Here is a 24,007-nt window from a genome sequence, read left to right as displayed (position 1 = left end):
GAAAGGGGAGGTTTCGCCGCGAAACCTCCCCCGTTTTTCTCAGACGACCTTCACCAGCCGCAGCGCGTCATAAATCGCCGCGTGGGTGTTCCGCGACGCCACCGCATCCCCGATCCGGAACAGCTGGTAGGCACCTTCGGGGTTGCGGACCACGGTCTGCGGGGTGCCCGCGACAAGCGCCTCGTAGTCGACCTCGCCCAAGTTCGCGGACCCGTCCCGCAGTTCGAAATACAGATCGTCCAGCGGGCGGGTGCCGTGGTTGACCACGATCTGATCCACCTCCCGCTCGCGCATGACGCCGCCGTAATCGCTGCCGATCTGCGCGATCAGCCGGTTGCCGTCCCGCCGCACCGCGTCCAGCTTCCAGGTCACGGTGAAGGTCACGTCGCGCTTCTGAAGTTCGCGCATGGACGGGGTCAGGGACATGGCCATGACCTCCGGAGAGATGTTGCGGTCGCGGGTCATGATCTCGACCCGGGCGCCGGTGGCGGCGATCTTCTCGGCGGCCTGAAGGGCGGCATAGTCCCCGGCGTCGTCGTAGATCAGGACGTTCTCGCCGGAGGCGGCATCGCCCGACAGGATGTCCCAGGCCGAAACCACAAGCGCGTTGCCCTCCGCCAGGACCTCCGTGTGGGGCAGGCCGCCGGTGGCGACGATCACCACATCGGGGCTGTCCGCCTGCACCGTTTCCGCGTCGGCGAAGCTGTTGAAGTGGAAGGTCACGCCCATGCGCTCGCATTCGGAAAAGCGCCACTGGATGAGCTGGATCATCTCGGCCCGGCGCGGGGTCTGGGCTGTCAGGCGGACCTGCCCGCCCGGATCGTTGGCGGCCTCGTGCACGATGACCTCATGCCCCCGGGCGGCGGCGACGCGGGCGGCCTCCAATCCGGCCGGACCGGCGCCGATCACCACCACGCGGCGGCGGGTGTCGGCAGGGGTGACCTCCTGCGGCTGCTCCAGCTCGCGGCCCGTCGCGGGGTTGTGCAGGCACAGGGCCATGCCGCCCTGATAGATCCGGTCGAGACAGTAGTTGGCGCCGACGCAGGGGCGGATGCGGTCCTCTTCGCCGCGCTGGATCTTGGCCACGATATGCGGGTCGGCCATGTGGGCGCGAGTCATGCCGACCAGATCCAGCTTGCCGCTGGCGATGGCGTGGCGGGCGGTGGCGACGTCCTGGATCTTGGCGGCGTGGAACACCGGCATGCCGGTTTCGCGGCGAACCTCTCCGGCGAAATCGAGGTGCGGGGCGCTGCGCATGCCCTGCACCGGGATCACGTCCGTCAGCGCGGCATCGGTCTCGATATGGCCCTTGATCACGTTCAGGAAGTCGACCATGCCGCTGTCCTTCAGGCGCCGCGAGATCTCGATCCCGTCCTCCTTGGTCAGGCCGCCGGGCATGTCCTCATCCGCGGTGTATCGCAGGCCGACGATGAAATCGGAGCCGCAACGTTTGCGGATTTCAGACAGGATATCGAAGGTGAAGCGCAGCCGGTTGTCGAGGCTGCCGCCATAGGGGCCATCCAGATCGTTGGTCAGCGGCGACCAGAACTGGTCCATGAGGTGCCCGTATGCCTGCAGCTCGATCCCGTCGAGGCCCGCCGCCTGCATCCGTTCGGCGGCATCGGTGTAGTCCTTGATGATGCGGGCGATGTCCCAGTCCTCGGTCTTCTTGGGGAAGGCCTTGTGAGAGGGTTCACGTTCATGCCCCGGGGAGACGACCGGCAGCCAGTCGGCCTTGTCCCAGCGGGTGCGGCGGCCAAGGTGGGTGAGCTGGATCATGACGGCACAGCCGTGGTCGTGGCATTCGTCGGTCAACGTCTTCATCCAGCCGACGACCTCGTCCTTCCAGGCCAGGATATTGTTGAACACCGGCGGGCTGTCGCGGGCCACCGAGGCGGACCCGGCGGTCATGGTCAGGGCGACACCGGCCCGCGCGCGTTCAACGTGATAGGCCCGGTAGCGATCCTTGGGCATGCCGTCCTCGGGGTAGGCCGGTTCATGGCTGGTGATCATCAGGCGGTTTTTCAGGGTCAGGTGCTTGAGCTGGTAGGGCTGGAAAAGCGGATCGTTGGACATCGACGGACTCCCTTTCTTACGCAGCGATTCCACGGAATGTGCACTTGTGTCAAGTTTATCGTCGCCGGTGTCCGTTTCCGGTTGCAGCAGGTGGGGCAGGGGACTAATTTCGCGCCATGGACGACGGAGCGGATCAGAAGGGATGGCGCGGATCGCGCGAGGTCTGGCTGGAGGCGGCCAAGGCCGCGTTCCTCGACGGTGGCGTCGACGCGGTGAAGGTGCAGCCCCTGGGCGCTGCTCTGGGACTGTCGCGGACCAGCTTCTACTGGTTCTTCAAGGACCGTGCCGCGCTGCTTGAAGCGCTGCTGGCGCTTTGGGAAGAAACCAACACACATGCTTTGACCGGGGCCAGTTCAGCCTATGCAGAGACGATTTCGGAAGCGGTGCTGAATCTGCTGAGCGTGTTTCTTGACGAAACCCGGTTCCAGCCGCGGTTCGACATGGCGGTCCGGGGCTGGGCGCATCAGTCCGATCCGGTGAAGGCCCGGGTGGCCGAGGCCGACGCGACACGTCTTGAGGCGATCCGCGCCATGTTCCTGCGCTTCGGTTTCGACGCGGCGGAGGCCGACGTGAGGGCGCGGACCGTCTACCTCGTGCAGATCGGCTATATCTCGATGCAGGTGCGCGAGACGCTGGAAGAGCGGCTGACCCGCGTCCCGGCCTACGTGAAGACCTACTGCGGGCAGGCGCCGTCGGACCGGGAAATGGCGCGGTTTCGGGCGGGTTTGGGTCTGGATCCGGGGCTAGACGTCTAGCGGGTCCAGAAGCCGCGCGCCGGTCGGGGCGAAGTCGGACGTGTTGCGGGTCACGACGGTGGCGTCGCGGTTCAGTGCCTGAGCGGCAATCATCAGGTCCGCGCCGGGATGGCCAAGCTGCGCCGACAGCCGGCCCCAGCGCCGGGCGTCCTCGGCGGTGAAGTCGATAAGCCGGTCGGAGAACAGCCGCAGGATGCCGTCCATCCAGTGCCGCAGGTCGCGGGCGAAGGGCGGGTTCTTCGGTTCCTGAAGGGCGATGCCGCGCTCGATCTCGCCTATGGTGACGACGCTGAGGAAAAGCGTGGCCTCGTCCTGTGCGGTCAGCCAGCGCGAGAGGTCCGGCGCGCGGTCGGCGCGGCGGGCGGCGGAAATGATGTTTGTGTCGAGGATGTGGATCACAGCTCGACGTCGCGCGGTGCGGCGTTTGCGCGGGGCAGGGGGGTGTCGCCGGGGTCGGGCATGGCCATCAGGTGATCGGCAAAGCGGCCACGGCTGGCCTGGGCCGCGTGCACCAGCCGTGCGTATTCCTCGGCGGAGACGACGACCACGGCGGGTTTGCCCCGGCGCGACACGGCCTGCGGATGACCGGCAAGCGCGGCCTCCACCACCGCGCTGAAGCGGTTCTTGGCGTCCTGAAGCGAAAGCATGGCGGGTCTCCTGTCCAGCTAACTGGACAGATAGGCGGTTTCGGTGGCCAAATCAAGGCGCGCGCTGCGCCGCGACCAGCCAGTCGCGGAAGATCCGGGCCTGCGCCGAGGCGCGCGGATGGGTGCGCAGGTGGAAGACGTGGGGAGAGGGCATGCGTTCGGACACGAGCAGCGTCAGGTCCCAACTGTCGAGCAGCGGGCCGATGAGGCCGGTCCAGCCCAGCACCGCGCCCGCGCCGTCGCGTGCCATCTGGAGCGCGATCATGTGGTTGTTGACCGCGATGCGGCGACCCGTGGGCGCGCCATGGCCGAAGTGGGCGAACCATTCGGCCCAGGTGGTCCAGTCGTTCTCCTCGCTCACGACGTGGATCAGCGGCACACCGCGCAGCGCGTCCACCGTGGCGGCGCCGTGGGTCGCGGCGAAACGGGGGGAACCGACCGCCACGATGTCGTCGTGAAACAGGATCTCGCCCGAGCCGTCGTCAGGCAGGGCGGCGTAGTGGATCGAGAGGTCGGTCCGCGCGGCGGAGGCGCCGTCGCTGACGATCTGGCTGACCACGATGTCGGGCTCGTCCTGCCAGAAGGCGGTGATCTGCGGGGTCAACCAGAAGGCGCTGACGGCGGTGGTCGCCTGGATGGTCACATCCTCGGTGGATTCGGCGGGGCGGACGGCGGCGATGGCGTCGGAGATCCCCTCGAACCCGCGCTGGAGCGCGACGAACAGGTAGGCGCCGCTTTCAGTCAGGTCGACGCCCCTGTGCTGTCGGCGGAAGAGCGCTGTGCCAAGCTCGGATTCCAGCGCCTTGATCTGGTGCGAGACGGCGGCGGGGGTGACGTTTAGCTCGGCCGCGGTTTTCTTGAAGCTGAGATTCCGGGCGGCTGCCTCGAAACAGACCAGCGAGGTGAGCGAGGGAAGGTCGTAGTGACGCGTCATCGGTCGCTTTCGGGGGCGTGGATGTCGGAAAGGGGACAGGTGAATTCAGATAACCTTAGTTGAGAATTATTGTTATTGAAAGGCAGGTAATTGCAGAGCACAGGCTCAAAGGAACTAACCCATCCCGCGCCTTCGGAGGCTGCACATGACCGATTCCCTCACCGACCTGCTGGCAAGCCGCGTTTCCGGCCAATCGCTGGAACGGCCCTTCTATACCGATCCGGAGATCTTCCAGCGCGACCTGGAAACGATCTGGTATCGCGAATGGCTGTTCGCATTGCCCGCAAGCCAGCTGACCAAGACCGGCGCCTATGCCCGGTTGCAGATCGGCGCCTACAACGTCGTGCTGGTGCGTGGCGCCGACAGCGTGATCCGGGCCTTCCACAATTCCTGCCGTCACCGTGGTTCGGTGATCTGCCAGAAGGCCGAGGGCACGGTGGCCAAGCTGACATGCCCCTACCACCAGTGGACCTACGACCTGGACGGCCGCCTGATCTGGGCGCGCGACATGGGGCCGGACTTCGATCCGTCGAAATACAACCTGAAGCCTGTGCACCTGCGCGAGCTGGCCGGGTTGATCTACATCTGCCTCGCCGACGAGGCGCCCGACTTCGACGCCTTCGCCAACCTGGCGCGGCCCTATCTCGAAGTGCACGATCTGCACCGTTCGAAGGTGGCGCACCAGTCGTCGATCATCGAGAAGGGCAACTGGAAGCTGGTCTGGGAAAACAACCGCGAATGCTATCACTGCGCGGGCACCCACCCGGCCCTGTCGCGGTCCTTCCCGCTGGACCCGGCGGTCGCGGGGGTTTCTGCGGACGGCAGCACGCCGCCGCGCCTGCAGGCCCATTTCGACAAATGTGAAGCCGCCGGCGCGCCGTCGAAGTTCGCCATGTCGGGCTATGCCGGCCAGTATCGGCTGGCGCGGATGCCGCTTGAGGAAAAGGCGCTGTCCTACACCATGGACCTGAAACCCGCCTGCAGCCGCCCGCTGGGCCGCGTCACGGTGCGGGATGCCGGTACGCTGCTGAAATTCCACTATCCGTCGACCTGGAACCACTTCCTGCCCGACATCTCGCTGACCTTCCGCGTGCTGCCCATCGGTCCGCAGGAGACCCAGGTCACGACATGGTGGCTGGTCGACAAGGACGCGGTCGAGGGCGTGGACTACGACATGAAGCGCCTGACCGAGGTCTGGACCGCGACCAACGACGAAGACCGCCGCATCGTCGAGGACAACCAGTTGGGCATCAACTCGCCCGCCTACGTGCCCGGCCCCTATTCGCCGATCATGGAGGACGGCGTGGAGCAGTTCGTCGACTGGTACGTGAAGACCATGCTGCGCAACATGGCGGGCCCCCGGGCCGTCGCGGCGGAGTAAGGCGCAATGACTGCGATGACCCCGACCCTGGCCTTCTGGACGGACGACGAGCCGCTGGAGTGCGTGTCCTTCCTGCCCGAGGCGCCCAACACGGTCACCTTCACCTTTCAGGCGCCGTCGGGTGCCCTGTTCCGCTACAAGCCGGGCCAGTTCGTCACGCTGGAGCTGCCGGTGCCGGGCGGACCGCTGCACCGGACCTACACGATTTCGTCGTCGCCTTCGCGCCCGACCTCTCTGACGATCACCGTCAAGGCGCAGGACGGGTCGCTGGGCACGCGCTGGATGCTGGATCACCTGCGTCCCGGCGTGCGTCTGAAGGCCATCGGGCCGGGCGGTCAGTTCTCGTTCATGAACCACCCGGCAGAGAAGTACCTGTTCATCTCGGCGGGTTCCGGCATCACGCCGATGATCTCGATGACGACCTACATGTACGATGCCGGCCGCGAACCGGATATCGTCTTCATCAACTGCGCGCGCCTGCCGTCCGAGATCATCTTCCGCCAGCGGATGGAAATGATGGCCTCGCGCCTGCCGGGGATCGAACTGGCCTGGGTGGTGGACCGCGCAGACCCGTACCGGCCCTGGACCGGTTTCCGCGGGCCGTTCAACCAGCTTCTGCTGGGCCTTGCCGCGCCGGATTACCTTGACCGCGAAGTGTTCTGCTGCGGGCCGGAGCCGTTCATGACGGCGGTGCGCGAGGCGCTGCAGGGTCTCGGCTTCGACATGGACCGTTACCATCAGGAAAGCTTTTCCGCCCCCGTGGGCGAGACCGGCGAGTACGACGAAGGCGTCACGCTGGACGACGAGGCCAAGGCGGAGATCGAGTTCCTGCTGTCCGGCAGGACCGTCGAATGCGCCGAGACGGAGACTCTTCTGGGCGCGGCGCGCGGTGCCGGGCTGTCGATCCCGTCGGGCTGCACCTTTGGGGTCTGCGGAACCTGCAAGGTCAAGAAGACCCAAGGCCAGGTGCACATGGTCCACAACGGCGGCATCACCGATGAAGAGATCGAAGAGGGCTATGTCCTCGCCTGTTGCTCGAACCCCATCGGCAAGGTCTCCATCGAAGCATAGGGTCCGGGGGGGCGATCACGGAAAAGCAAAACGCCCGGGCTGGTCTGGCCCGGGCGTTTTCCGTTCTGATCGGGAAGGCGGCGTTACGGAATGATCCGCACCGCGCCCTTCGCAGCCGAGGAGGCGAGCATCGCGTAGGCTTTCAGCGCCTTCGTCACCGCACGCGGGCGCGGTTCCGCCGGACCCCAGGGCAGGGGGCCCTTGGCGGTGCGGCGCGCCTCCAGCGTGGCGTCGTCCACGGCCAGGTTGATCGTGCGGTTGGGGATGTCGATCTCGATCAGATCGCCGGTCTCCACCAGCCCGATGGTGCCGCCTTCTTCCGCCTCGGGGCTGACGTGGCCGATGGAAAGGCCGGAGGTCCCGCCCGAGAAGCGCCCGTCGGTCAGCAGCGCGCACTTGGCGCCAAGGCCCTTCGATTTGAGATAGGAGGTCGGGTAGAGCATTTCCTGCATGCCCGGCCCGCCGCGCGGTCCTTCGTAGCGGATCACGACGACCTCGCCCTCGGTCACCTTGCCGGTGAGGATGCCCTTCACCGCGTCGTCCTGGCTTTCGAAGACCTTGGCCGGGCCGGAGAACTTCAGGATCGAGTCGTCGACGCCCGCCGTCTTCACGATGCAGCCGTCGAGGGCGATGTTGCCGAACAGAACCGCCAGCCCGCCGTCCTTCGAAAAGGCGTTTTCCATGTTGCGGATCACGCCGTTTGTGCGGTCGCGGTCCAGTTCCTTGTAGCGGTTATCGGTCGAGAAGGCCTGCGTGGTGCGGACGCCGCCGGGGGCCGCGCGGAAGAACTTGTCCACGTCGGCGTCGTTGGCCGTCATAATGTCCCACTTGGCGATGGCCTCGGCCATGGTGCCGGAGTGCACGGTCGTCACGTCGCCGTGGATCAGGCCGCCGCGGTTCAGTTCGCCCAGGATGGCCATGATGCCGCCCGCGCGGTGCACGTCCTCCATGTGGACGTCGCCCTTGGCCGGGGCCACCTTCGACAGGCAGGGCACCTTGCGGCTGAGGCGGTCCATGTCGGACATGGTGAAGTCAACCTCGCCCTCGTGCGCGATGGCCAGCAGGTGCAGCACGGTGTTGGTCGATCCGCCCATGGCGATGTCGAGCGACATGGCGTTCTCGAAGGCCTCGAAAGTCGCGATCTCACGCGGGAGGAGGCCCTTCTCCTCGCCTTCGTAGTGGCGCTTGGTGATGTCGACGATCTTGCGCCCGGCTTCGAGGAACAGCGCCTTGCGGTCGGCGTGGGTGGCCAGCATCGACCCGTTGCCCGGCAGCGCGAGGCCAAGCGCCTCGGCGAGGCAGTTCATCGAGTTCGCCGTGAACATGCCGGAGCAGGACCCGCAGGTCGGGCAGGCGTTCTGTTCGAAGGCGTCGACCTCGGCGTCGGAATACTGGTCGTCGGCGCCGGCGACCATGGCATCCACGAGGTCCACGGCCTTTTCGAGGTCGTTGATCGTGACCTTGCCGGCCTCCATCGGGCCGCCGGAGACGAAGATCACGGGGATGTTGAGGCGCATCGCGGCCATCAGCATCCCGGGGGTGATCTTGTCGCAGTTCGAGATGCAGACCATGGCGTCGGCGCAGTGGGCGTTGACCATGTATTCCACCGAGTCGGCGATGATTTCGCGCGAGGGCAGGGAATAGAGCATCCCGTCGTGGCCCATGGCGATGCCGTCGTCCACGGCGATGGTGTTGAATTCCTTGGCGACGCCGCCGGCGGATTCGATCTCGCGCGCGACCATCTGGCCGAGGTCCTTCAGGTGCACGTGGCCGGGCACGAACTGGGTGAAGGAGTTGACGACGGCGATGATCGGCTTGCCGAAGTCGCTGTCTTTCATGCCGGTCGCGCGCCAGAGACCGCGGGCGCCGGCCATGTTGCGGCCGTGGGTGGTGCGGCGGGATCTGTAATAGGGCATGTGGCTTGGTCCTTGCGATTGCGCGATGCGGTTATAAGCCCGTGAGCGCGCCGCTCAACCCCCATCGGACCGGAGGCGGCGATTTCCGCAGGTCTGTCATGCCGTTGCAGGGCAGGGGGCGTCCGGAGGACGTCCCGGCGCAAGATGCGCGCAGGCCAACGGCGTTTCCGTGGCGGTCCGGGGCAGGGGGCCGGAGGCTGGGGCGGAATTTCCGGTCACGCGTGGGGCGCGCGTCCTTCGTTGGCGGGCAAGGGCCGGGGAAGGCACCGCCGGACAGGGGGCAGGCGGCGCTCCGGGGTGTCGGAGGCCGCCGTGCCGGTTCTCATGTGACGGGGTGCCGGGGGCTTGCCCCCGGCGGGTCGCTGCCGCAGGCAGCGAAACCCCGTCGGCACAGGCGTCAGCGCCCGCGCGGTACGGGCATCAGGACAGGTGATGCACCTCCTGCTTGCCGTAGACCGGAGTGGGCAAACCCTCCATCCGCGCTTTCAGTTGCAGCGCGAGGTACTGCGAATAGTGCCGCGACTGGTGCAGGTTGCCGCCATGCATCCACAGGTTTTCGACCTGCGTCGGTTTCCACATGTTGCGCTGCTCGCCCTCCCACGGGCCGGGGTCCTTGGTGGTGTCGGAGCCGAGGCCCCAGCACTTGCCCAGCTTGTCGGCGGTCTCCTGTCCCATCAGGTCGGCCACCCAGCCGTTCATCGAGTTGTAGCCGGTGGCATAGACGATCAGGTCGGCATCGAGGTGCGTGCCGTCGTCGAGGTTCACGCCGGTTTCGTCCACGCTGACCACCTGCCCGCGCTTCAGCTTGACCTCGCCGTCGATGATGAGCTGGCTGGCGCCCACGTCGATGTAATAGCCGGAGCCGCGCCGCAGGTACTTCATGAACAGGCCGGAGCCGTCATCGCCCCAGTCGAGCCAGAAGCCCGCCTTTTCCAGCCCCTCGTAGAAGTCCTTGTCGCGTTCCTTCATCTGCTCGTAGGCGGGGATCTGGAACTCGTGCAGGATGCGGTAGGGCAGGGAGGCGAAGATCAGGTCGGCCTTCTCGGTGGTGACGCCGTTGGCGACCGCTTGCTCCGAATAAAGCGCGCCCATGCCAATATCCATCAGCGTGTCGGAGCGCACGATATGGGTGGAGGACCGCTGCACCATGGTCACGTCCGCATCGTGTTCCCAGAGGGCGGCGCAGATGTCGTGCGCCGAGTTGTTCGAGCCCACGACCACCACCTTCTTGCCGGTCCACTGGTCGGGCCCCGCGTGTTCGGACGAATGCTGCTGCACGCCCTTGAAGCTGTCCATGCCGGAGAAGTCGGGCATCCGCTTCTTGCCGGACATGCCGGTGGCCATGACAAGCTGCTTGGGCCGCAGAACGACCTCTTCGCCGTCGCGGTCGACGACCACGGTCCATTCGCCCTTTGCCTCGTCGAATGTGGCGGATTTGGCGGTGGTCCTGGTCCAGTAGTTCAGCTCCATGACCTTGGTGTACATCTCCAGCCAGTCGCCGATCTTGTCCTTCGGCGCGAAGACGGGCCAGTTCTCGGGGAACTTGATGTAGGGCAGGTGGTCGTACCAGACCGGGTCGTGCAGGCAGAGCGACTTGTACCGCTTGCGCCATGAATCGCCGGGGCGGTCGTTGCGTTCGACGATGATGGTGGGCACGCCGAGTTGCCGCAGCCGTGCGCCAAGCGCGATGCCGCCCTGTCCGCCGCCGATGATCAGGCAGTAGGGCTGTTCGGTGTAGCCGAGCGTCTTTGCCTCGTGCTCCCGCTCTTCCTTCCAGGTCGGGCGGTTCTTGGCTGCGCCGTGCTTGGCGCCAAGCGGACGGGCGAAGCCCTTGGCTTCCTCGTATCCTTTCAGCTCGACCATGGTGGTGAGCAGGGTCCAGATCTTGCCCTCCTTCAGGCGGACCATGCCGTAGCCGCGCGCCAGATCGGTTTCAAAGCTGATCCACGCGGTGACGACGCCGTCCTCTTCGGTGGGGATCTCGCCGTCGGCCAGTTTCCAGCCGCGCGGCTTCGTGGTGTCAAGTTGGTGTTTCAGCATGTCGGCCACCTGGTCCTTGCCCTCGACCGTCTTCAGGTTCCAGGTGAAGGTGACGAGGTCGCGCCAGTAGCAGTCGTCCAGGAACATCCCCGTGGCGCGGTCGATGTCCCCCTGTGCCAGCGCATCGCCGAAGTCGTCCAGAAAGGCCTGGGTTTCATTGGCCAATGTCGAATCGAGCATGTGGTCCTCCTCCTTGGTCTTGGTTGTTATGTGGGCGAGCGTGGCAAAGCCCGGGGCGGGCTGGCTACGCCGAAGGACGGATGCTGCGGGGCGGCACGGAATTTGGCAAGTTGCGCGTTGCGCGCGCAACGGCGTGCAACGTCCCGGCGTCAGGCTGGCGGGGTCAGCCGGGCGGGGCGAGGCCGGCCTTGCGCACGCGCCGCAGGATGGTGGATCGGTTGACGCCAAGCCGCCGGGCCGCGCGCGCCATGTTCCAGTGACACGCGTCCAGCAGCGATTGCAGATCCTCGTCCGAGGTGTCCTCGGTCGTGGCGGGGGCAGGTTGCGGCAGGTCGGGCAGGTCGATCACCTGTCCTTCCGTCACGGCGGCGGCAATGGCCAGCGTGTGCTGCAACTCGCGGATGTTGCCGGGCCAGTCGCGGGCCAGCAGTTCGGCGCGGGCCTGCGGCGACAGGCGCATCCCGTCGGCGGCGAAGGGGCGCATCAGCCGGTCGATCAGCCAGTCGGTGTCATGGCGCAGCCGCAGCGGCGGCAGGTCGAGACGGGCGCCCGACAGGCGGTAATACAGGTCGTCGCGAAAGCTGCCCTCGGCCAGGCGGGTGGCCAGCGGCATGCGGGCAGAGGCGATCACCCGCAGATCCTCGCGCCGTTCGATCAGCGTCAGAAGCGCGGCCTGCGCCTTCGAGTCGAGGTCGTCGATGCCGCGCAGGAACAGCGTGCCGGGCGCCGCGTCCTCCAGCGTGTCGAAGGCGGCGCCGGCGCAGCGGACGGCGTGAAAGGCGCGGGCGGGGCCGCTCATGTGGATGGCCCGTGCGAGCCGCTCCTTCCCGGTCCCCGATTCGCCGGTCAGCAGCAGCGGCACGCGGGTCGGCGCCAGCCGCGCGGCGGTCCTGAGCAGAGGGTCCAGCACCGGGTCCGGCCCGGCGAACCCCGCCAGTGGGGCGGGCAGGGCGGTGTCGCGGTGGCGCAGGGGCACGCGCGCGGCCTGCGGGGCGATGGCGTGACCATACAGCCCGCGCCCGTCCCGCAACCGCAAAACCCGGTCCTCGGACGGGCGGCCGCGCATCAGGTCGGGCAGGTCGTCCACCGACAGGTCGATCAGCGCGTCGATCCGCTGCCCGATCAGCGCCCCGCCGCCGGGGGCGAGGATGTCGCGCGCGCCATGCGTCATGCCGATGATGCGCCCCGACCCGTCGAGCGCGACCGCCGCCTCCGGATCGACCTCGAGGAACTCGGGCGAGGCCGAGACCCTGAGCACCCAGTCGCGCCGCGTCATCGCCATGAGGTTGGCCATCTCCACCCGCCGCACCGACGCCCGGACAAGGTTCATCGCGAGGTTCTGGGAGGATTTCGGCGAGGGCGACCGCAAGAGCGAGATGTCCAGCACCGCCGTCAGCTTGCCGCAGGTGTCGTAGATCGGCGCGGAGGTGCAGGACAGCGGCGTATGCGCCAGCCCGAAATGGTCGCCCTGATGGATCGTCACAGCTTCGCCGGTCACGATGCAGGAGCCGACACCGCAGGTCCCGGCGAGATCCTCGGTCCAGTTGGAGCCAAGGTAGAGCCCGGCCTGCCGCAGATCGTCCTCGAACCGGGGATCGCCGAAGAAGTCGACGCAGACGCCCTTCGCATCCGCCAGCAACAGCACGTAGTTCTGCCCCGCGACCTGCCGGAACAGCGCCTGAAGGCCGGAGCGCGCGGTGGCAATCAGCCGTTCCGACTGTTCCCGATGGGCGCGCAGTTCGGCGTCGGTGACGATATGGGCGGCCTCTGCGCGGGTCGGGTCCATGCCGTAACTTTCCACGCAGCGCCGCCAGCTGTCGGCGACAAGGCTGTCGCGCCCGGTGTCCTGCCCGCGCAGAACCCGGTCGATCTCGGCCACATGATCCAGATCGCGCATGCCGTCCTCCCCAGCGATGCGCCGCAAGCGTACCATCCCGCGCGCCGTCATGCACCAGCACCATGGTATCGGGCCGGGATAGGGGGGGCGGGCGCGGACCGGACAGGGGGCCAAAGCCCGCCGTCGGGCCGCACCGGCGCATCCCGTCCCCCTGCAGGGCAGGCGTTTCGGATCGGCGGCACGCGGGGGAATCGGGGAAACCCTTTTCCTTCGGGAAAACCGGGTGCACGCGCCCGGAAGGGGTGCGGCCGCCAAGCCGCCGGGCGGGGGAGACGGCCCGGAAGGCCTGTTGCCACGTGGGTTTTCGGGTCCCGAAATGCGCCTCTGTCGCATCCGTGAAGGCGGTGGTCGCAGGTGCGCATCCCGGTCTTGATGCCGCGATGCAGAACATGCAGAGCAATGGCCAGTTCACGCCTTCCTCCCCAGCCCGCCGCACGCCGCGGCCCTTCCAGACCGGAGCCTTCAATGACCAAGTTCTGCCTGACCGTGTCCTGCGCGTCGAAGCGCGGCATCGTCGCCGGCATCGCCACCTTCCTCGCGGACCACGGCTGCAACATCACCGACAGCTCGCAGTTCGACGACGTGGAGACGGGCAGGTTCTTCATGCGCACCAGCTTCACCTCCGAAACCGGCGCCGACCTGGCCACCCTCGAACAGGCCTTCGTGAGCGTGGCAGAGGGCATGGACCTGGACTTCACCTTCCACGACGAGGCGGCGAAGATGAAGGTCGTTGTCATGGTCAGCCGCTTCGGCCACTGCCTGAACGACCTGCTCTACCGCTGCCGCATCGGCGCGCTGCCCATCGAGATCGTGGCCGTGATCTCCAACCACATGGACTACCAGAAGACCGTGGTGAACCAGGACATCCCGTTCCACTGCATCCGGGTCACCAAGGAGAACAAGCCGCAGGCGGAGGCCGCCATCATGCAGGTGGTGGAGGACGCGGGCGCTGACCTGATCGTTCTGGCCCGCTACATGCAGATCCTCAGCGACGAGATGTGCCGGAAGATGTCGGGCCGGATCATCAACATCCACCACTCCTTCCTGCCGTCGTTCAAGGGCGCCAACCCCTACAAGCAGGCCTTCGCCCGGGGCGTGAAGCTGATCGGCGCAACCTCGCACTACGTGACCGCCGACCTCGACGAAGGCCCGATCATCGAACAGGACACCATCCGTGTGACCCACGCGCAGTCGCCCGACGACTACGTCTCCCTCGGCCGGGATGTGGAGGCCCAGGTGCTCGCCCGCGCAATTCACGCCCATGCCCACCACCGGGTTTTCCTGAACGGGAACAAGACCGTTGTCTTCCCCTCCTCGCCCGGCAGCCACTCCTCGGAACGCATGGGCTGATCGCAGAGGTGGTAAAGCGTCGATCCTCCACCAGGGATGTCACCGCCGCGCCGGTTGACCTGGTCCAGGATAGGTATTTATGACCAAGATGAAGGGGCAGGGCGCCGCCTTATCCTTCATCTTGGTCCAAATACCTCCGGGGGTCCGGGGGCGGAGCCCCCGACGGATCGCCTTGCGTCAGCAAGGCGACATACCTCAACGCACGGAGTGTACCGAGCTTTCGAGAAGATGGCGGGTATAGGGGTCCTGCGCCTCAAGCAGCCGCATTTCGTCGACGCCCAGCACTTCGACGAAACGGCCTTCCTTCATGACGGCGATGCGTTCGCAGAGGTGGCCCACCACGCCGAGATCGTGCGAGACCATCACGTATGTCAGATCGTGGTCACGGCGCAGGTCGGCCAGGAGGTTGAGGATCTCGGCCTGCACGGAAACGTCGAGCGCGGAGGTCGGTTCGTCCAGAAGCAGGATCTGTGGGTCGCAGGCGAGCGCGCGGGCGATCGCCACGCGTTGGCGCTGGCCACCCGACAGCTGGTGCGGGAAGCGGAAGCGGAAGCCGGCGCCGAGGCCCACGTCGTCGAGCAGCCGCCCGATGCGGGTGTCGATGTCTGGCACGCCGTGCAGGGTCATGGCTTCGGACAGCACCCGGTCGACGGTGTGGCGCGGGTGCAGCGAGGCGTAGGGGTCCTGGAAGACCATCTGCACCTTGCGGTAGAAGTCCTTGCTGCGGCTCGGGCCGAGCGTCTCGCCGGCCACGGCCATTTCGCCCGACCATGTGGGCGCAAGGCCCGCGATGGCGCGCAGGATCGTCGATTTGCCCGAGCCGGATTCGCCCACCAGGCCGAAGCTTTCGCCGTCGGCGACCTGGAAGCTGACGTCCTTCACCGCGTCGGCGCGTTGTGCGCCGGTGCCGAACCAGACGTCGAGGTGGCGGATGTCGATGGCGCTCATGTCCGGGCACTCACGGAAGCGGCCTCGCGCCAGGCGGGATCGCGTTTCAGCACCTCCAGCCTGTCGCGGGGGTGTTCGAGGTCGGGCACTGAGTTCAGCAGGCCCAGCGTGTAGGGGTGTTGCGCGTTGCGCAGCTCGGACGCCTTGCAGGTTTCGACGATCCGTCCGGCGTACATCACCGCGATGCGGTCGCAGAACTTGGCCACCAGGTTCAGGTCGTGGCTGATGAACATCAGGCCCATGCCGCGGTCCTTCACCAGCTTGTCCATGATATCGAGCACCTGAAGCTGCACCGAGACGTCGAGCGCGGAGGTCGGCTCGTCCGCGATCAGGATTTCGGGGTTGGGCAGCAGCATCATGGCGATCATGATCCGCTGGCCCATGCCGCCTGAGACCTCGTGCGGGTAGAGGTCCATGACCCGGGCGGGGTCGCGGATGGCGACTTCGTCCAGCATGTCGAGCGCGCGTTTGCGGGCCTCGGCCTTCGACACTTTCTCGTGGGCGCGGAGCGCCTCGATCAGTTGCTGGCCGACGGGCATCACAGGGTTCAGCGAGAACTTGGGGTCCTGCATGACCATCGACACGCGCCCGCCGCGCAGCTGGCGCATGCGCGCGTCCGGCATGGTCATGACGTCCTCGCCGTGCACCTGCAGCTTGTCGGCGGTCACCTGGCCCGGCGGGTGGATCAGACGCAGGACGGCGCGGCCGGTCATCGACTTGCCCGAGCCGCTTTCGCCGACGATGCCCAGCCGTTCGCGGCCGAGCGTGAAGGAGATGCCGCGCACGGCATCGACGATGCCTGTGCGGGTGTGGAACTTCACCCAGAGGTTTTCGACGTCGAGCAGGGGCGCTTCGGTCATGTGTTGCCCTCCTTCGGGTCGAGCACGTCGCGCAGGCCGTCGCCCAGCAGGTTGAAGGCGAGCGAGATGGCGAAGATCGCGATGCCGGGGATCGTGGCGACCCACCAGTAATCGAGGATGTACTTGCGCCCTTCGGAGATCATCGCCCCCCATTCCGGCGAGGGCGGCTGCGCGCCGAGCCCGAGGAAGCCCAGACCTGCGGCGGTCAGGATGATGCCCGCCATGTCGAGCGTCACCCGGATCACCAGCGACGAGATGCAGAGCGGCCAGATGTGTTTGGTGACGATGCGGAACGGTCCCGCGCCCTGCAGGCGGACGGCGTGGATGTAGTCGGAGTTGCGGATGGTCAGCGTTTCGGCCCGGGCAATGCGGGCGTAGGGCGGCCAGGCGGTGAGCGAGATCGCCAGCACCGCGTTCTCGATCCCTGCGCCGAGGGCGGCGACGAAAGCCAGCGCGAGGATCAGCCGCGGGAAGGCGAGGAAGATGTCGGTGATCCGCATCAGGATCACGTCCACCCAGCCGCCCGCATAGCCCGAAACGGTGCCCATGATCAGCCCGACGAGCGGCGCCACCATGGCGACGAGCAGCACGATGTAGAGCGAGATCCGCGCGCCGTAGAGCAGGCGGGAATAGATGTCGCGGCCCAGGCTGTCGGTGCCGAAGATGTGGCCCTGCTCTCCGGGTGCAAGCAGGCGCGCGCCGAGGTCCTGGGCAAAGGGATCGTCCGTCGCCAGCAGCGGTGCGAAGATCGCGGCGAGGATCAGCACCACCAGCACGATCAGGCCCAGCATCGCCAGCGGGTTCGACCGGAAGGTCAGCCAGCCCTTGTACCACGACGAGAAGCGGGCCTGCCGGCGGGAGGTCGGCTCGTCGCTCAGGAGCCATGCGCGGAGGGTCGTGTCGGTCATTTGGCCCTCGGATCGAAGAAGCGGTAGAGCAGGTCGGAGAAGATGTTGATGCCCACGAAGATGGTGCCGATCACGATGGTGCCGCCGAGCACGGAGTTCATGTCGTTGGCGAGCAGCGAGGTGGTGATGTACTGGCCGATGCCGGGCCAGGCGAAGATGATTTCCGTCAGCACGGAGCCTTCGAGCAGATTGGCGTAGGCCAGAGCGATCACCGTCACCAGCTGGATGCGGATGTTGCGGAAGGCATGGCCCCAGATCACCTTGCGTTCGGACAGGCCCTTCACGCGGGCGGTGGTCACGTATTCGGAGTTCAGTTGCTCCAGCATGAAGGATCGGGTCATGCGGCTGATGTAGGCCATGGAGTAGTAGCCCAGCAGCGAGGCGGGCAGGATGATGTGCGAAAAGGCGTCCTTGAACACGGTCCATTCGCCGCGTAGCGCCGAGTCGATCAGCAGCATGCCGGTGATCGGTTCGACGATGCCCTGGTAGAAGATGCCGAGCCGTCCGGGGCCCGCGACCCAGCCCAGGATGCCGTAGAACACCAGAAGGCCGACGAGGCCCAGCCAGAAGATCGGCATGGAATACCCGATGAGGCCGACGAACCGGGCGAGCTGGTCGATCCAGCTTCCGCGCTTGACGGCGGCGATGACCCCCAGCGGCACGCCGAGCACGACGCCGAGCAGCGTGCCGAGTGTGGCCAGTTCCAGTGTCGCGGGAAAGACGCGGGCGATGTCGGTGGTGACTTCCTGCCCGGTGCGGATCGACCGTCCGAGGTCGCCGTGCAGCACGTCGTTCACGTAGATGCCGAACTGCACCAGCAGCGGCTTGTCGAGTCCGAGTTCGAGATAGGTGGCGTTGTATTGCGCCTGTGTCGCCCGTTCGCCGATGACGGCCAGAACGGGGTCGATCGGCATCACCCGGCCGATCATGAAGGTCACGAAGAGCAGACCGAGGATGGTCGCGGCAACGGTGGCTACGGTCCCCAGGGTCTTCTTGGCCCATGGGGGGAAGGACGGCATCTGCCGTCCTTCTCCAGTGCTGGTGTCGGTCATTACTTGGTGATGACCCAGTAAGAGACCGCGGTGGTCGCGCCGCCTGCGACGAAGTTCTCGACGCTCGCGCCCATGCCGTTCTGTTCGATCTGCTGGAACATCACGCCGAAGGGGCTGACCTTCTGGTGCTCGCGCTGAAGTTCGAGATACATCTCGCGGCGTTTGTCGGTGTCGTTCTCGACGACGGCGGCCAGAGTCTCGTCATTCATCGCGCCCGGATCCCAGGCGTTCCGCCATGCGAGGTAGCCGGTGTTGCCGGCCTCGTCGGCGTTGTCGGGGTTCAGGGCGAAGGTGCCGGCGTTGGTGTTCGGGTCCGGATAGTCCGGGCCCCAGGCGCCGAGGTAGATGTCATGCTCGCGCGCGCGGTAGCGGTCGAGCGTCTGCGCACCGGTGCCGACGATCAGTTCCACGTCGCAGCCGAGCTGGCCCCAGGTGTTCTGCAGCGATTGCGCGATATCCAGACGTTCCTGCGCGTCGCGCACGGAGATCTTGATCGGTCCGCAGTCCGGGAAGCCGGATTCCGCCATGGCGGCCTTGGCGGCGTCCATGTCGAAGCTGTAGGGCTTGTCTTCCAGCGCGCCGAGGAAAGTCAGCGGCAGGAAGGCCTGGTGCACGGTGTACTGGCCATTCAGGAAGGAGCCGGACATGCCGTCGTAGTCGACGGCGTACTTGAGCGCGTCCAGCACTTTCGGGTCTGTCAGCATCTCGACCTTCTGGTTCGCGGACCAGTACATCAGGCGGCCACGCAGTTCGTCGACGACCTTGACGCCCTCGACATCGGCCAGGCCCGCCACGTCCTCGGGCGAGAGGTTGCGGGCAACGTCGATGTCGCCGCGTTCGAGCTGAAGCCGCTGGGTGGCGGATTCCTGGATGTGCTGGACGATCACCCGCTCCATCGCCGGCTTCTCGCCGTGATAGTTGGGGTTGAGGTCCATCAGGACGCTTTCGTTCGGCTTCCAGTCCACGACCTTGTAGGGGCCGGAACCTGAGGTGTTGGTGCGCAGCCATTCGCTGCCCATGTCACCGTCGGCCTCGTTGGCCATGGCGGTTTCCATGTCGACGATGCCACCGATGGTGGCGGTCAGGCAGTTCAGCACGAAGGACAGCGCGTAGGGCTTGTCCAGGGTCAGGACGAGCGTCTTGTCGTCGGTCGCCTTGATGGTCTCCTCGACGTTATCGGCGGTAAAGCCGAACTGCGTCAGGATGAACGAGGGCGTCTTGTCGAGCAGCACCGCGCGGCGGAGCGAGAATTCCGCGTCCTTGGCCGTCACCGGGTTGCCGGACGAGAACACGTGCCCCTCGGCCATGGTGAAGGTGATGGTCTTGCCGTCTTCGGAGATCTCCCAGCTTTCGGCAAGCTGCGGCATGTAGCCGGCGTCGAGGTCGAGCGGATCGAAGTTCACCAGCTTTTCGTAGACGTTGCGCGACACGTCGGCGCCCGCGAACTCGAAGCTTTCCGCCGGATCGAAGGTTTTGATGTCGTCGATGCGGTTCGCGATCACCAGCATGTTCGGCGGGGTTTCCGCCATGACCGGGGCGGCTGTGCCCAAGGCCACGATCGCGGCCACCACGGCCGCCGTGAAGTTGGTTTTCATTTTAGTTTACTCCCTGTTGTTGTCTTTGTTCTTGGTTACCGGTCAGTTGCTCCATGTCTTGCGCAGGACTCGCAACCAGTTCCGGTGCGTCACCCTGGCCATGAGATCGTCGTCGACGCCGTGGTCCTTCAGCGCTGCCAGAAGATTGGGCAGCCCTGCGATGTCGCGGATCGGGTCGGGCACAAGCGCGCCGTCGAAGTCCGATCCCAGGCCGACGCGATCCTCGCCCAGGGTTTCGACCAAATGGTCAAAATGTCGGAGCATTATGTCAAGCCCGAAGTCCGACTCCATGCGGCCGTCGGGCCTGAGAAATGCGCTGGCGAAGTTGATGCCCACCATTCCGTCACTTTCACGGATCATGTGAAGCTGCCGGTCGGTGAGGTTGCGGGCATGCGGCGAGATGGCGTGGGCGTTGGAATGCGTCGCGACCAGCGGCGCGTCGCTGATCGCGGCCACGTCGTCCATGCCCTTCTCGTTCAGGTGCGACAGGTCGATCATGATCTTCAACGCGTTGCACTCGCGCACCAGCGCTTTGCCGGCGCCGGTCAGGCCGGGGCCCGTGTCGGGCGACGAGGGGAAGCGGAAGGGGACGCCGTCGCCCCAGACGGTGGGCCTGCTCCAGACCGGCCCGAGGGAGCGCAGGCCCCGCGCGTGCCATTCGTGCAGGCGGGCAAAGTCGCGGTCGACGGCCTCCGCGCCTTCGATGTGGGCGACGGCGGCCATTTCGGGCTTAGGCAGGGCGGCCGCGATGTCGTCGGCGGTCCGGCAAAGCGTCACGGCGCCTGCCGCGGCGAGGTCGTCGAGCGCATCGAAGCCGCGAGTCGTCCAGTCGAGCGCCTCGTTCTCCGGCACCGGGTCGGGCAGGGGAATGTCGTATTCCGGCTTCACCATCTCTTCGTAGCGCACGGCCTTGTTGCCGGGGGAGGGGACGAAGATCGCGAAGAAGCCGCCGCCGAAGCCGCCCTTGACCGCGCGGGGCTTGTCGATGTGGCCGCTGTCGAGGCCCTCGGCCACCCCTTGCGCCGTGACGTCGCCGCGCAACAGGCGCAGCACCAGATCGTTGTGGCCGTCGAAGACCGGGAAGTTGGTCATTCTGTCTCCAGTGTCATTTTGAAACCGAGGTGCGAGGGCGTGAAGCCCGCACGCTCGTAGAAGCGATGAGCGTCGTCCCTTTGACGGTCGGACGTCAACTGCAAGAGACGACAATTCCGGCGTTTCGCTTCTGCAACCGCCCATTCGAGCATCTTGCGGCCAAGGCCCTCACCGCGCCGGGCGGAGGAGACGCGCATCGCCTCGATCTGGGCGCGCCATGCGCCGTGCCGCGACAGGCCGGGGAGGAAGGACAGGAGGAGGGTGGCCACGATTTCCTGCCCCTCTTCGCCCACGGCAAGCACGTGGTTGGGGTCCTTGTCGATTGCTTCGAAGGCCTGAAGGTAGGCGTCGTCCACCGCGCCCCCGTCGCGGTTCTTGCCCAGTCCGTCGTCGGCATAGAGCGCGATGAGCGTTGGAAGATCGGCGCGGGTGGCGGGGCGGATCGTCAGGGTCACAGGCGGCGGCCCTCCGCGTCGAAACGGAAGGTGCGGGCGTCGTCGTAGCCGAAGGCTACGTCCTCGCCCACTTCCGTCATGTCCTGTCCGAACAGGCGCACGGTGAAGGTCTGGCCGTCGGGCGCGCGCACCAGCAGGTTGGTGTCGCCGCCCAGCCGTTCGACATGGGTGACGGTGCCTTTCAGCCGTCCGTTCGGATCGGGGCGCAGGTATTCGGGGCGCACGCCCAGCACCTCGCCCGCGTTCAGGCCCGGCGCGTTCTCGACGAAGTTCATCGACGGCGCGCCGAGGAATCCCGCGACAAAGCGGTTGGCGGGGTTGTTGTAGAGCTCCATGGGCGAGCCGACCTGCTCGATCCGGCCATCGCGCAGCACGACGATTCGGTCGGCGAGGGTCATCGCCTCGATCTGGTCGTGGGTGACGTAGATCATCGACGCGGCGAGGGAGCGGTGCAGGGCGGCGATCTCGACCCGCGTGTTCATCCTGAGCGCCGCGTCGAGGTTCGAGAGCGGTTCGTCGAACAGGAACAGCCGCGGATCGCGCACGATGGCACGACCGATGGCGACGCGCTGGCGCTGGCCGCCCGACAGCTCGGCGGGGCGGCGCGAGAGATAGGGTTCGAGGTCCAGCATGTGCGCCGCCTTGGCGACCTGCTGCGCCACCTGGTCCTTCGGCGCGCCGTCCTGTTTCAGCCCCAACCCCATGTTGTCCTTGACGGTCAGGTGCGGGTAGAGCGCGTAGCTCTGGAAGACCATGGCGATGCCGCGCTTGGCGGGGGGCGTGCCGTTCACCTGTTCTCCGCCGATGGAAACGGTGCCAGAGGTGGCCTCCTCCAGCCCGGCGATGACGCGGAGCAGGGTGGACTTGCCGCAACCGGACGGACCGACGAAGACGACGAATTCGCCATCCTCCACGGTCAGGTTGATGTCCTTCAGCACGTGGGTCTTGCCGAAGGACTTGTTGACGTTTTCGAGGATCAGGGCGGTCATGTCACGTCTCCCGGTCTGACGGGTTGGCCGGTGCGGATGGAGAGGTCGGCGGCAAGGCATATCGCAAGGCTGTCCACCGCCTCCTGCATGTGGCGGGTGAGATCGGTGTCGTTCCGGATGGCCTCGATCAGGAAGGCCTGTTCGGCATCGCAAAGCTGCTGGTGGCCGGGTTCGTCGGGCAGGTCGATCAGCCTGTCGTCGCCGGGCCGGTGCACCAGAAGCGCGCCGACGCGGGTGTGTCCGTCGACGGAATCGCTGTCGCCCTTGTCGGCGTCCTTGATCGACACGGCGCCGTTGGGGCTGACCACGTCCTTCACGAAGAAGGCGGTTTCGGACATCATCGGGCCCCAGCCGGCTTCATACCAGCCGACGGAGCCATCCTCGAACCGGACCTGAAGCTGGCCGTAGTTGTACATGTCCTCGGGGATTTCGTCCGAGAGGCGCAGGCCGATGCCGGTGACCTGCACGGGCCGCGATCCGCAGATCTGACACATCACGTCGACGTAGTGCACGCCGCAGTCCACGATGGGGGAGGTCGTCTGCATCAGCGCCTTGTGGGTGTCCCACGTCGCGCCCTCTGACTGCTGGTTGAGGTTCAGTCGGAAGACGTAAGGGCCGCCAAGCGCCTTCGCCTCGTCGATCAGCCGCACCCATGACGGGTGGTGGCGCAGGATGTAGCCCACGACCAGCTTGCGGTTCAGGCGGGTCGCCGTTTCGGTCACGCGGCGGGCGTCGGTGACGGTCAGGGCCAGCGGTTTCTCGACGAAGACATGGGCGCCCGCCTCCATCGCGGCGATGGCGTATTCGGCGTGCGTGTCGGTGTAGGTGGCGACGACCACGAGATCCGGCTGCGTGTCCGCGAGGGCGGCGTGGAAGTCGGTGAACACCGGGTAGGGCAGGCGGGGATCGGCGTCGGGCGAGCGTTTGACGATGCCGACGATCTCGCTGTCCGGGTGTGCGTGATGGGCCATGGTATGGGAGAAACCCATGTTGCCGAGGCCCGCGATGAGTACCTTCATTTGACGGCCCCTGAGGTGATGCCGCGGATCAGTTGCCGCGAGAAGATGACGTAAAGGACCATGACCGGCAGGATCGCCATCGAAAGCGCGGAGAGCACCGCGTTCCAGTCGGTCACGAACTGCCCGATGAAGACCTGGCTGCCGAGCGTGAGGGTCTTCACCTCCTCCGCCGGGGCGAGGATGAGCGGGAACCAGAGGTCGTTCCAGATCGGGATCATGTTGAACACCGCCACGGTGGCGAGCGCCGGACGGACCAGCGGCAGCACGAGGCGGAAGAAGATCGCGTATTCGCTGAGCCCGTCGATCCGGCCCGCGTTCTTGAGGTCGTCGGAAACGCCCTTCATGAACTCCGACAGGATGAAGACGGCGAGCGGCAGCCCCTGCGCGGTATAGACGAGGATCAGCGCCCAAAGCGTGTTCACCAGCCCGGTGGAGACCATCATTTCCAGGATGGCGACGGTGCCGATGCGGATCGGGATCATGATCCCCAGCGCGAGGTAAAGCGCCATGACCGTGCTGCCCTTGAAGCGGTACTCGGCCAGCGCGAAGGCGGCCATGGCCCCGAAAAGCAGGATGAAGAACAGCGACGCCACTGTGACGACAAAGGAGTTCTGGAAGTAGAGGAAGAAGTCGCCCTGCTTGAGCACCGTCTCGTAACCCACCAGCGAGAAGCTGTCGCCGTTGGGCAGCGCCAGCGGTTCGCGGAAAATGGCGCGGCGGCTCTTGAAGCTGTTGACGACGATCACGAAGACCGGAAACAGCGCGATCAGAACGTAGAGGATCAGCGCGCCGTGCATGGCGAACAGGTTCGGGGTGATGCGGCGTGTGGACATGACCTTCCC

Annotated in this window: 21 protein-coding genes; 4 read left to right on the top strand and 17 right to left on the bottom strand. The window is 66.4% G+C overall.

Going from position 1 to position 24,007, the window contains the following annotated elements; genetic code table 11:
- Positions 1-39 precede the first annotated feature (39 nt).
- On the bottom strand, positions 40-2,076 hold the full coding sequence (locus ABFK29_RS24105; protein ID WP_347100686.1) for an NADH:flavin oxidoreductase: 2,037 nt from the start codon (positions 2,074-2,076) through the stop codon (positions 40-42).
- 116 nt (positions 2,077-2,192) lie between these two features.
- Between ABFK29_RS24105 and ABFK29_RS24100 the strand changes: the two genes are divergently transcribed.
- Complete coding sequence (locus tag ABFK29_RS24100) at positions 2,193-2,831, top strand: TetR/AcrR family transcriptional regulator (protein ID WP_005861658.1); 639 nt, start codon at positions 2,193-2,195, stop codon at positions 2,829-2,831.
- On the opposite strand, the gene ABFK29_RS24095 is transcribed toward ABFK29_RS24100, so the two are convergent.
- Genes ABFK29_RS24095 through ABFK29_RS24085 form a run of 3 tightly spaced genes read right to left on the bottom strand, consistent with a single transcriptional unit; the run spans position 2,820 to position 4,412 of the window.
- Positions 2,820-3,230 (bottom strand): type II toxin-antitoxin system VapC family toxin, encoded by a 411-nt coding sequence (locus ABFK29_RS24095; RefSeq protein ID WP_005861656.1) that lies wholly within the window; start codon positions 3,228-3,230, stop codon positions 2,820-2,822. The two genes, ABFK29_RS24100 and ABFK29_RS24095, sit on opposite strands and share 12 nt — an antisense overlap.
- Positions 3,227-3,478 (bottom strand): type II toxin-antitoxin system Phd/YefM family antitoxin, encoded by a 252-nt coding sequence (locus ABFK29_RS24090; RefSeq protein WP_005861654.1) that lies wholly within the window; start codon positions 3,476-3,478, stop codon positions 3,227-3,229. The genes ABFK29_RS24095 and ABFK29_RS24090 overlap by 4 nt, the downstream gene beginning before the upstream one ends.
- A gap of 52 nt (positions 3,479-3,530) precedes the next feature.
- Positions 3,531-4,412 carry a LysR family transcriptional regulator gene (locus ABFK29_RS24085; protein WP_005861652.1) on the bottom strand — a complete coding sequence of 294 codons (882 nt, stop codon included), beginning with the start codon at positions 4,410-4,412 and terminating at the stop codon, positions 3,531-3,533.
- 145 nt (positions 4,413-4,557) lie between these two features.
- On the opposite strand from ABFK29_RS24085, the gene ABFK29_RS24080 reads away from it, so the two are divergent.
- Both ABFK29_RS24080 and ABFK29_RS24075 read left to right on the top strand, forming a co-directional pair.
- A complete protein-coding gene (locus tag ABFK29_RS24080; protein ID WP_005861650.1) occupies positions 4,558-5,793 on the top strand; it encodes an aromatic ring-hydroxylating oxygenase subunit alpha in 1,236 nt (411 codons plus the stop codon).
- A 6-nt stretch (positions 5,794-5,799) separates the two neighbouring features.
- Complete coding sequence (locus tag ABFK29_RS24075; protein ID WP_005861648.1) at positions 5,800-6,864, top strand: hybrid-cluster NAD(P)-dependent oxidoreductase; 1,065 nt, start codon at positions 5,800-5,802, stop codon at positions 6,862-6,864.
- An 83-nt stretch (positions 6,865-6,947) separates the two neighbouring features.
- Here the strand turns inward: ABFK29_RS24075 and ilvD are convergent, their stop codons facing one another.
- From ilvD to ABFK29_RS24060, 3 genes are all read right to left on the bottom strand, one after another.
- Positions 6,948-8,780 carry a dihydroxy-acid dehydratase gene (gene ilvD / locus ABFK29_RS24070; RefSeq protein WP_005861647.1) on the bottom strand — a complete coding sequence of 611 codons (1,833 nt, stop codon included), beginning with the start codon at positions 8,778-8,780 and terminating at the stop codon, positions 6,948-6,950.
- Positions 8,781-9,200: 420 nt separating this feature from the next.
- A complete protein-coding gene (locus ABFK29_RS24065) occupies positions 9,201-11,000 on the bottom strand; it encodes an NAD(P)/FAD-dependent oxidoreductase (RefSeq protein WP_005861646.1) in 1,800 nt (599 codons plus the stop codon).
- Positions 11,001-11,163: 163 nt separating this feature from the next.
- Positions 11,164-12,897: a sigma-54-dependent Fis family transcriptional regulator gene (locus ABFK29_RS24060; RefSeq protein WP_040604896.1), complete on the bottom strand. Its 1,734-nt coding sequence runs from the start codon at positions 12,895-12,897 to the stop codon at positions 11,164-11,166.
- Between the two features lie 465 nt (positions 12,898-13,362).
- Here ABFK29_RS24060 and purU point away from each other — a divergent pair, with 465 nt between their 5' ends.
- Entirely contained in the window at positions 13,363-14,247 is an 885-nt protein-coding gene (gene purU / locus ABFK29_RS24055) for a formyltetrahydrofolate deformylase (RefSeq protein ID WP_005861644.1), read from the top strand.
- A gap of 195 nt (positions 14,248-14,442) precedes the next feature.
- On the opposite strand, the gene ABFK29_RS24050 is transcribed toward purU, so the two are convergent.
- The 10 genes from ABFK29_RS24050 to ABFK29_RS24005 are packed head-to-tail and all read right to left on the bottom strand — an operon-like array spanning position 14,443 to position 23,998.
- Positions 14,443-15,195 (bottom strand): ABC transporter ATP-binding protein, encoded by a 753-nt coding sequence (locus tag ABFK29_RS24050; protein WP_005861642.1) that lies wholly within the window; start codon positions 15,193-15,195, stop codon positions 14,443-14,445.
- Positions 15,192-16,055, bottom strand: a complete 864-nt coding sequence (locus tag ABFK29_RS24045; protein ID WP_005861641.1) for an ABC transporter ATP-binding protein — start codon at positions 16,053-16,055, stop codon at positions 15,192-15,194. The genes ABFK29_RS24050 and ABFK29_RS24045 overlap by 4 nt, the downstream gene beginning before the upstream one ends.
- Positions 16,052-16,963, bottom strand: coding sequence for an ABC transporter permease (locus tag ABFK29_RS24040; RefSeq protein WP_005861639.1), 912 nt, complete (start codon positions 16,961-16,963; stop codon positions 16,052-16,054). The genes ABFK29_RS24045 and ABFK29_RS24040 overlap by 4 nt, the downstream gene beginning before the upstream one ends.
- Complete coding sequence (locus ABFK29_RS24035; RefSeq protein WP_050772463.1) at positions 16,960-17,982, bottom strand: ABC transporter permease; 1,023 nt, start codon at positions 17,980-17,982, stop codon at positions 16,960-16,962. The genes ABFK29_RS24040 and ABFK29_RS24035 overlap by 4 nt, the downstream gene beginning before the upstream one ends.
- Before the next feature lie 32 nt (positions 17,983-18,014).
- Complete coding sequence (locus ABFK29_RS24030; protein ID WP_005861635.1) at positions 18,015-19,610, bottom strand: ABC transporter substrate-binding protein; 1,596 nt, start codon at positions 19,608-19,610, stop codon at positions 18,015-18,017.
- A 42-nt stretch (positions 19,611-19,652) separates the two neighbouring features.
- Complete coding sequence (locus ABFK29_RS24025; protein ID WP_005861633.1) at positions 19,653-20,702, bottom strand: dipeptidase; 1,050 nt, start codon at positions 20,700-20,702, stop codon at positions 19,653-19,655.
- On the bottom strand, positions 20,699-21,157 hold the full coding sequence (locus ABFK29_RS24020; RefSeq protein ID WP_005861631.1) for a GNAT family N-acetyltransferase: 459 nt from the start codon (positions 21,155-21,157) through the stop codon (positions 20,699-20,701). Before ABFK29_RS24020 ends, ABFK29_RS24025 begins: the two co-directional genes overlap by 4 nt.
- Positions 21,154-22,146: an ABC transporter ATP-binding protein gene (locus ABFK29_RS24015; protein WP_005861629.1), complete on the bottom strand. Its 993-nt coding sequence runs from the start codon at positions 22,144-22,146 to the stop codon at positions 21,154-21,156. Before ABFK29_RS24015 ends, ABFK29_RS24020 begins: the two co-directional genes overlap by 4 nt.
- Positions 22,143-23,165 (bottom strand): Gfo/Idh/MocA family protein, encoded by a 1,023-nt coding sequence (locus tag ABFK29_RS24010; protein ID WP_005861627.1) that lies wholly within the window; start codon positions 23,163-23,165, stop codon positions 22,143-22,145. Before ABFK29_RS24010 ends, ABFK29_RS24015 begins: the two co-directional genes overlap by 4 nt.
- Complete coding sequence (locus ABFK29_RS24005) at positions 23,162-23,998, bottom strand: carbohydrate ABC transporter permease (RefSeq protein ID WP_005861625.1); 837 nt, start codon at positions 23,996-23,998, stop codon at positions 23,162-23,164. The genes ABFK29_RS24010 and ABFK29_RS24005 overlap by 4 nt, the downstream gene beginning before the upstream one ends.
- Between the last annotated feature and the right edge of the window lie 9 nt (positions 23,999-24,007).

Origin of the sequence: Sagittula stellata E-37 (assembly GCF_039724765.1) — a bacterium.
Lineage (GTDB): Bacteria > Pseudomonadota > Alphaproteobacteria > Rhodobacterales > Rhodobacteraceae > Sagittula > Sagittula stellata.
This window is presented reverse-complemented; position numbering and strand designations above follow the sequence as displayed.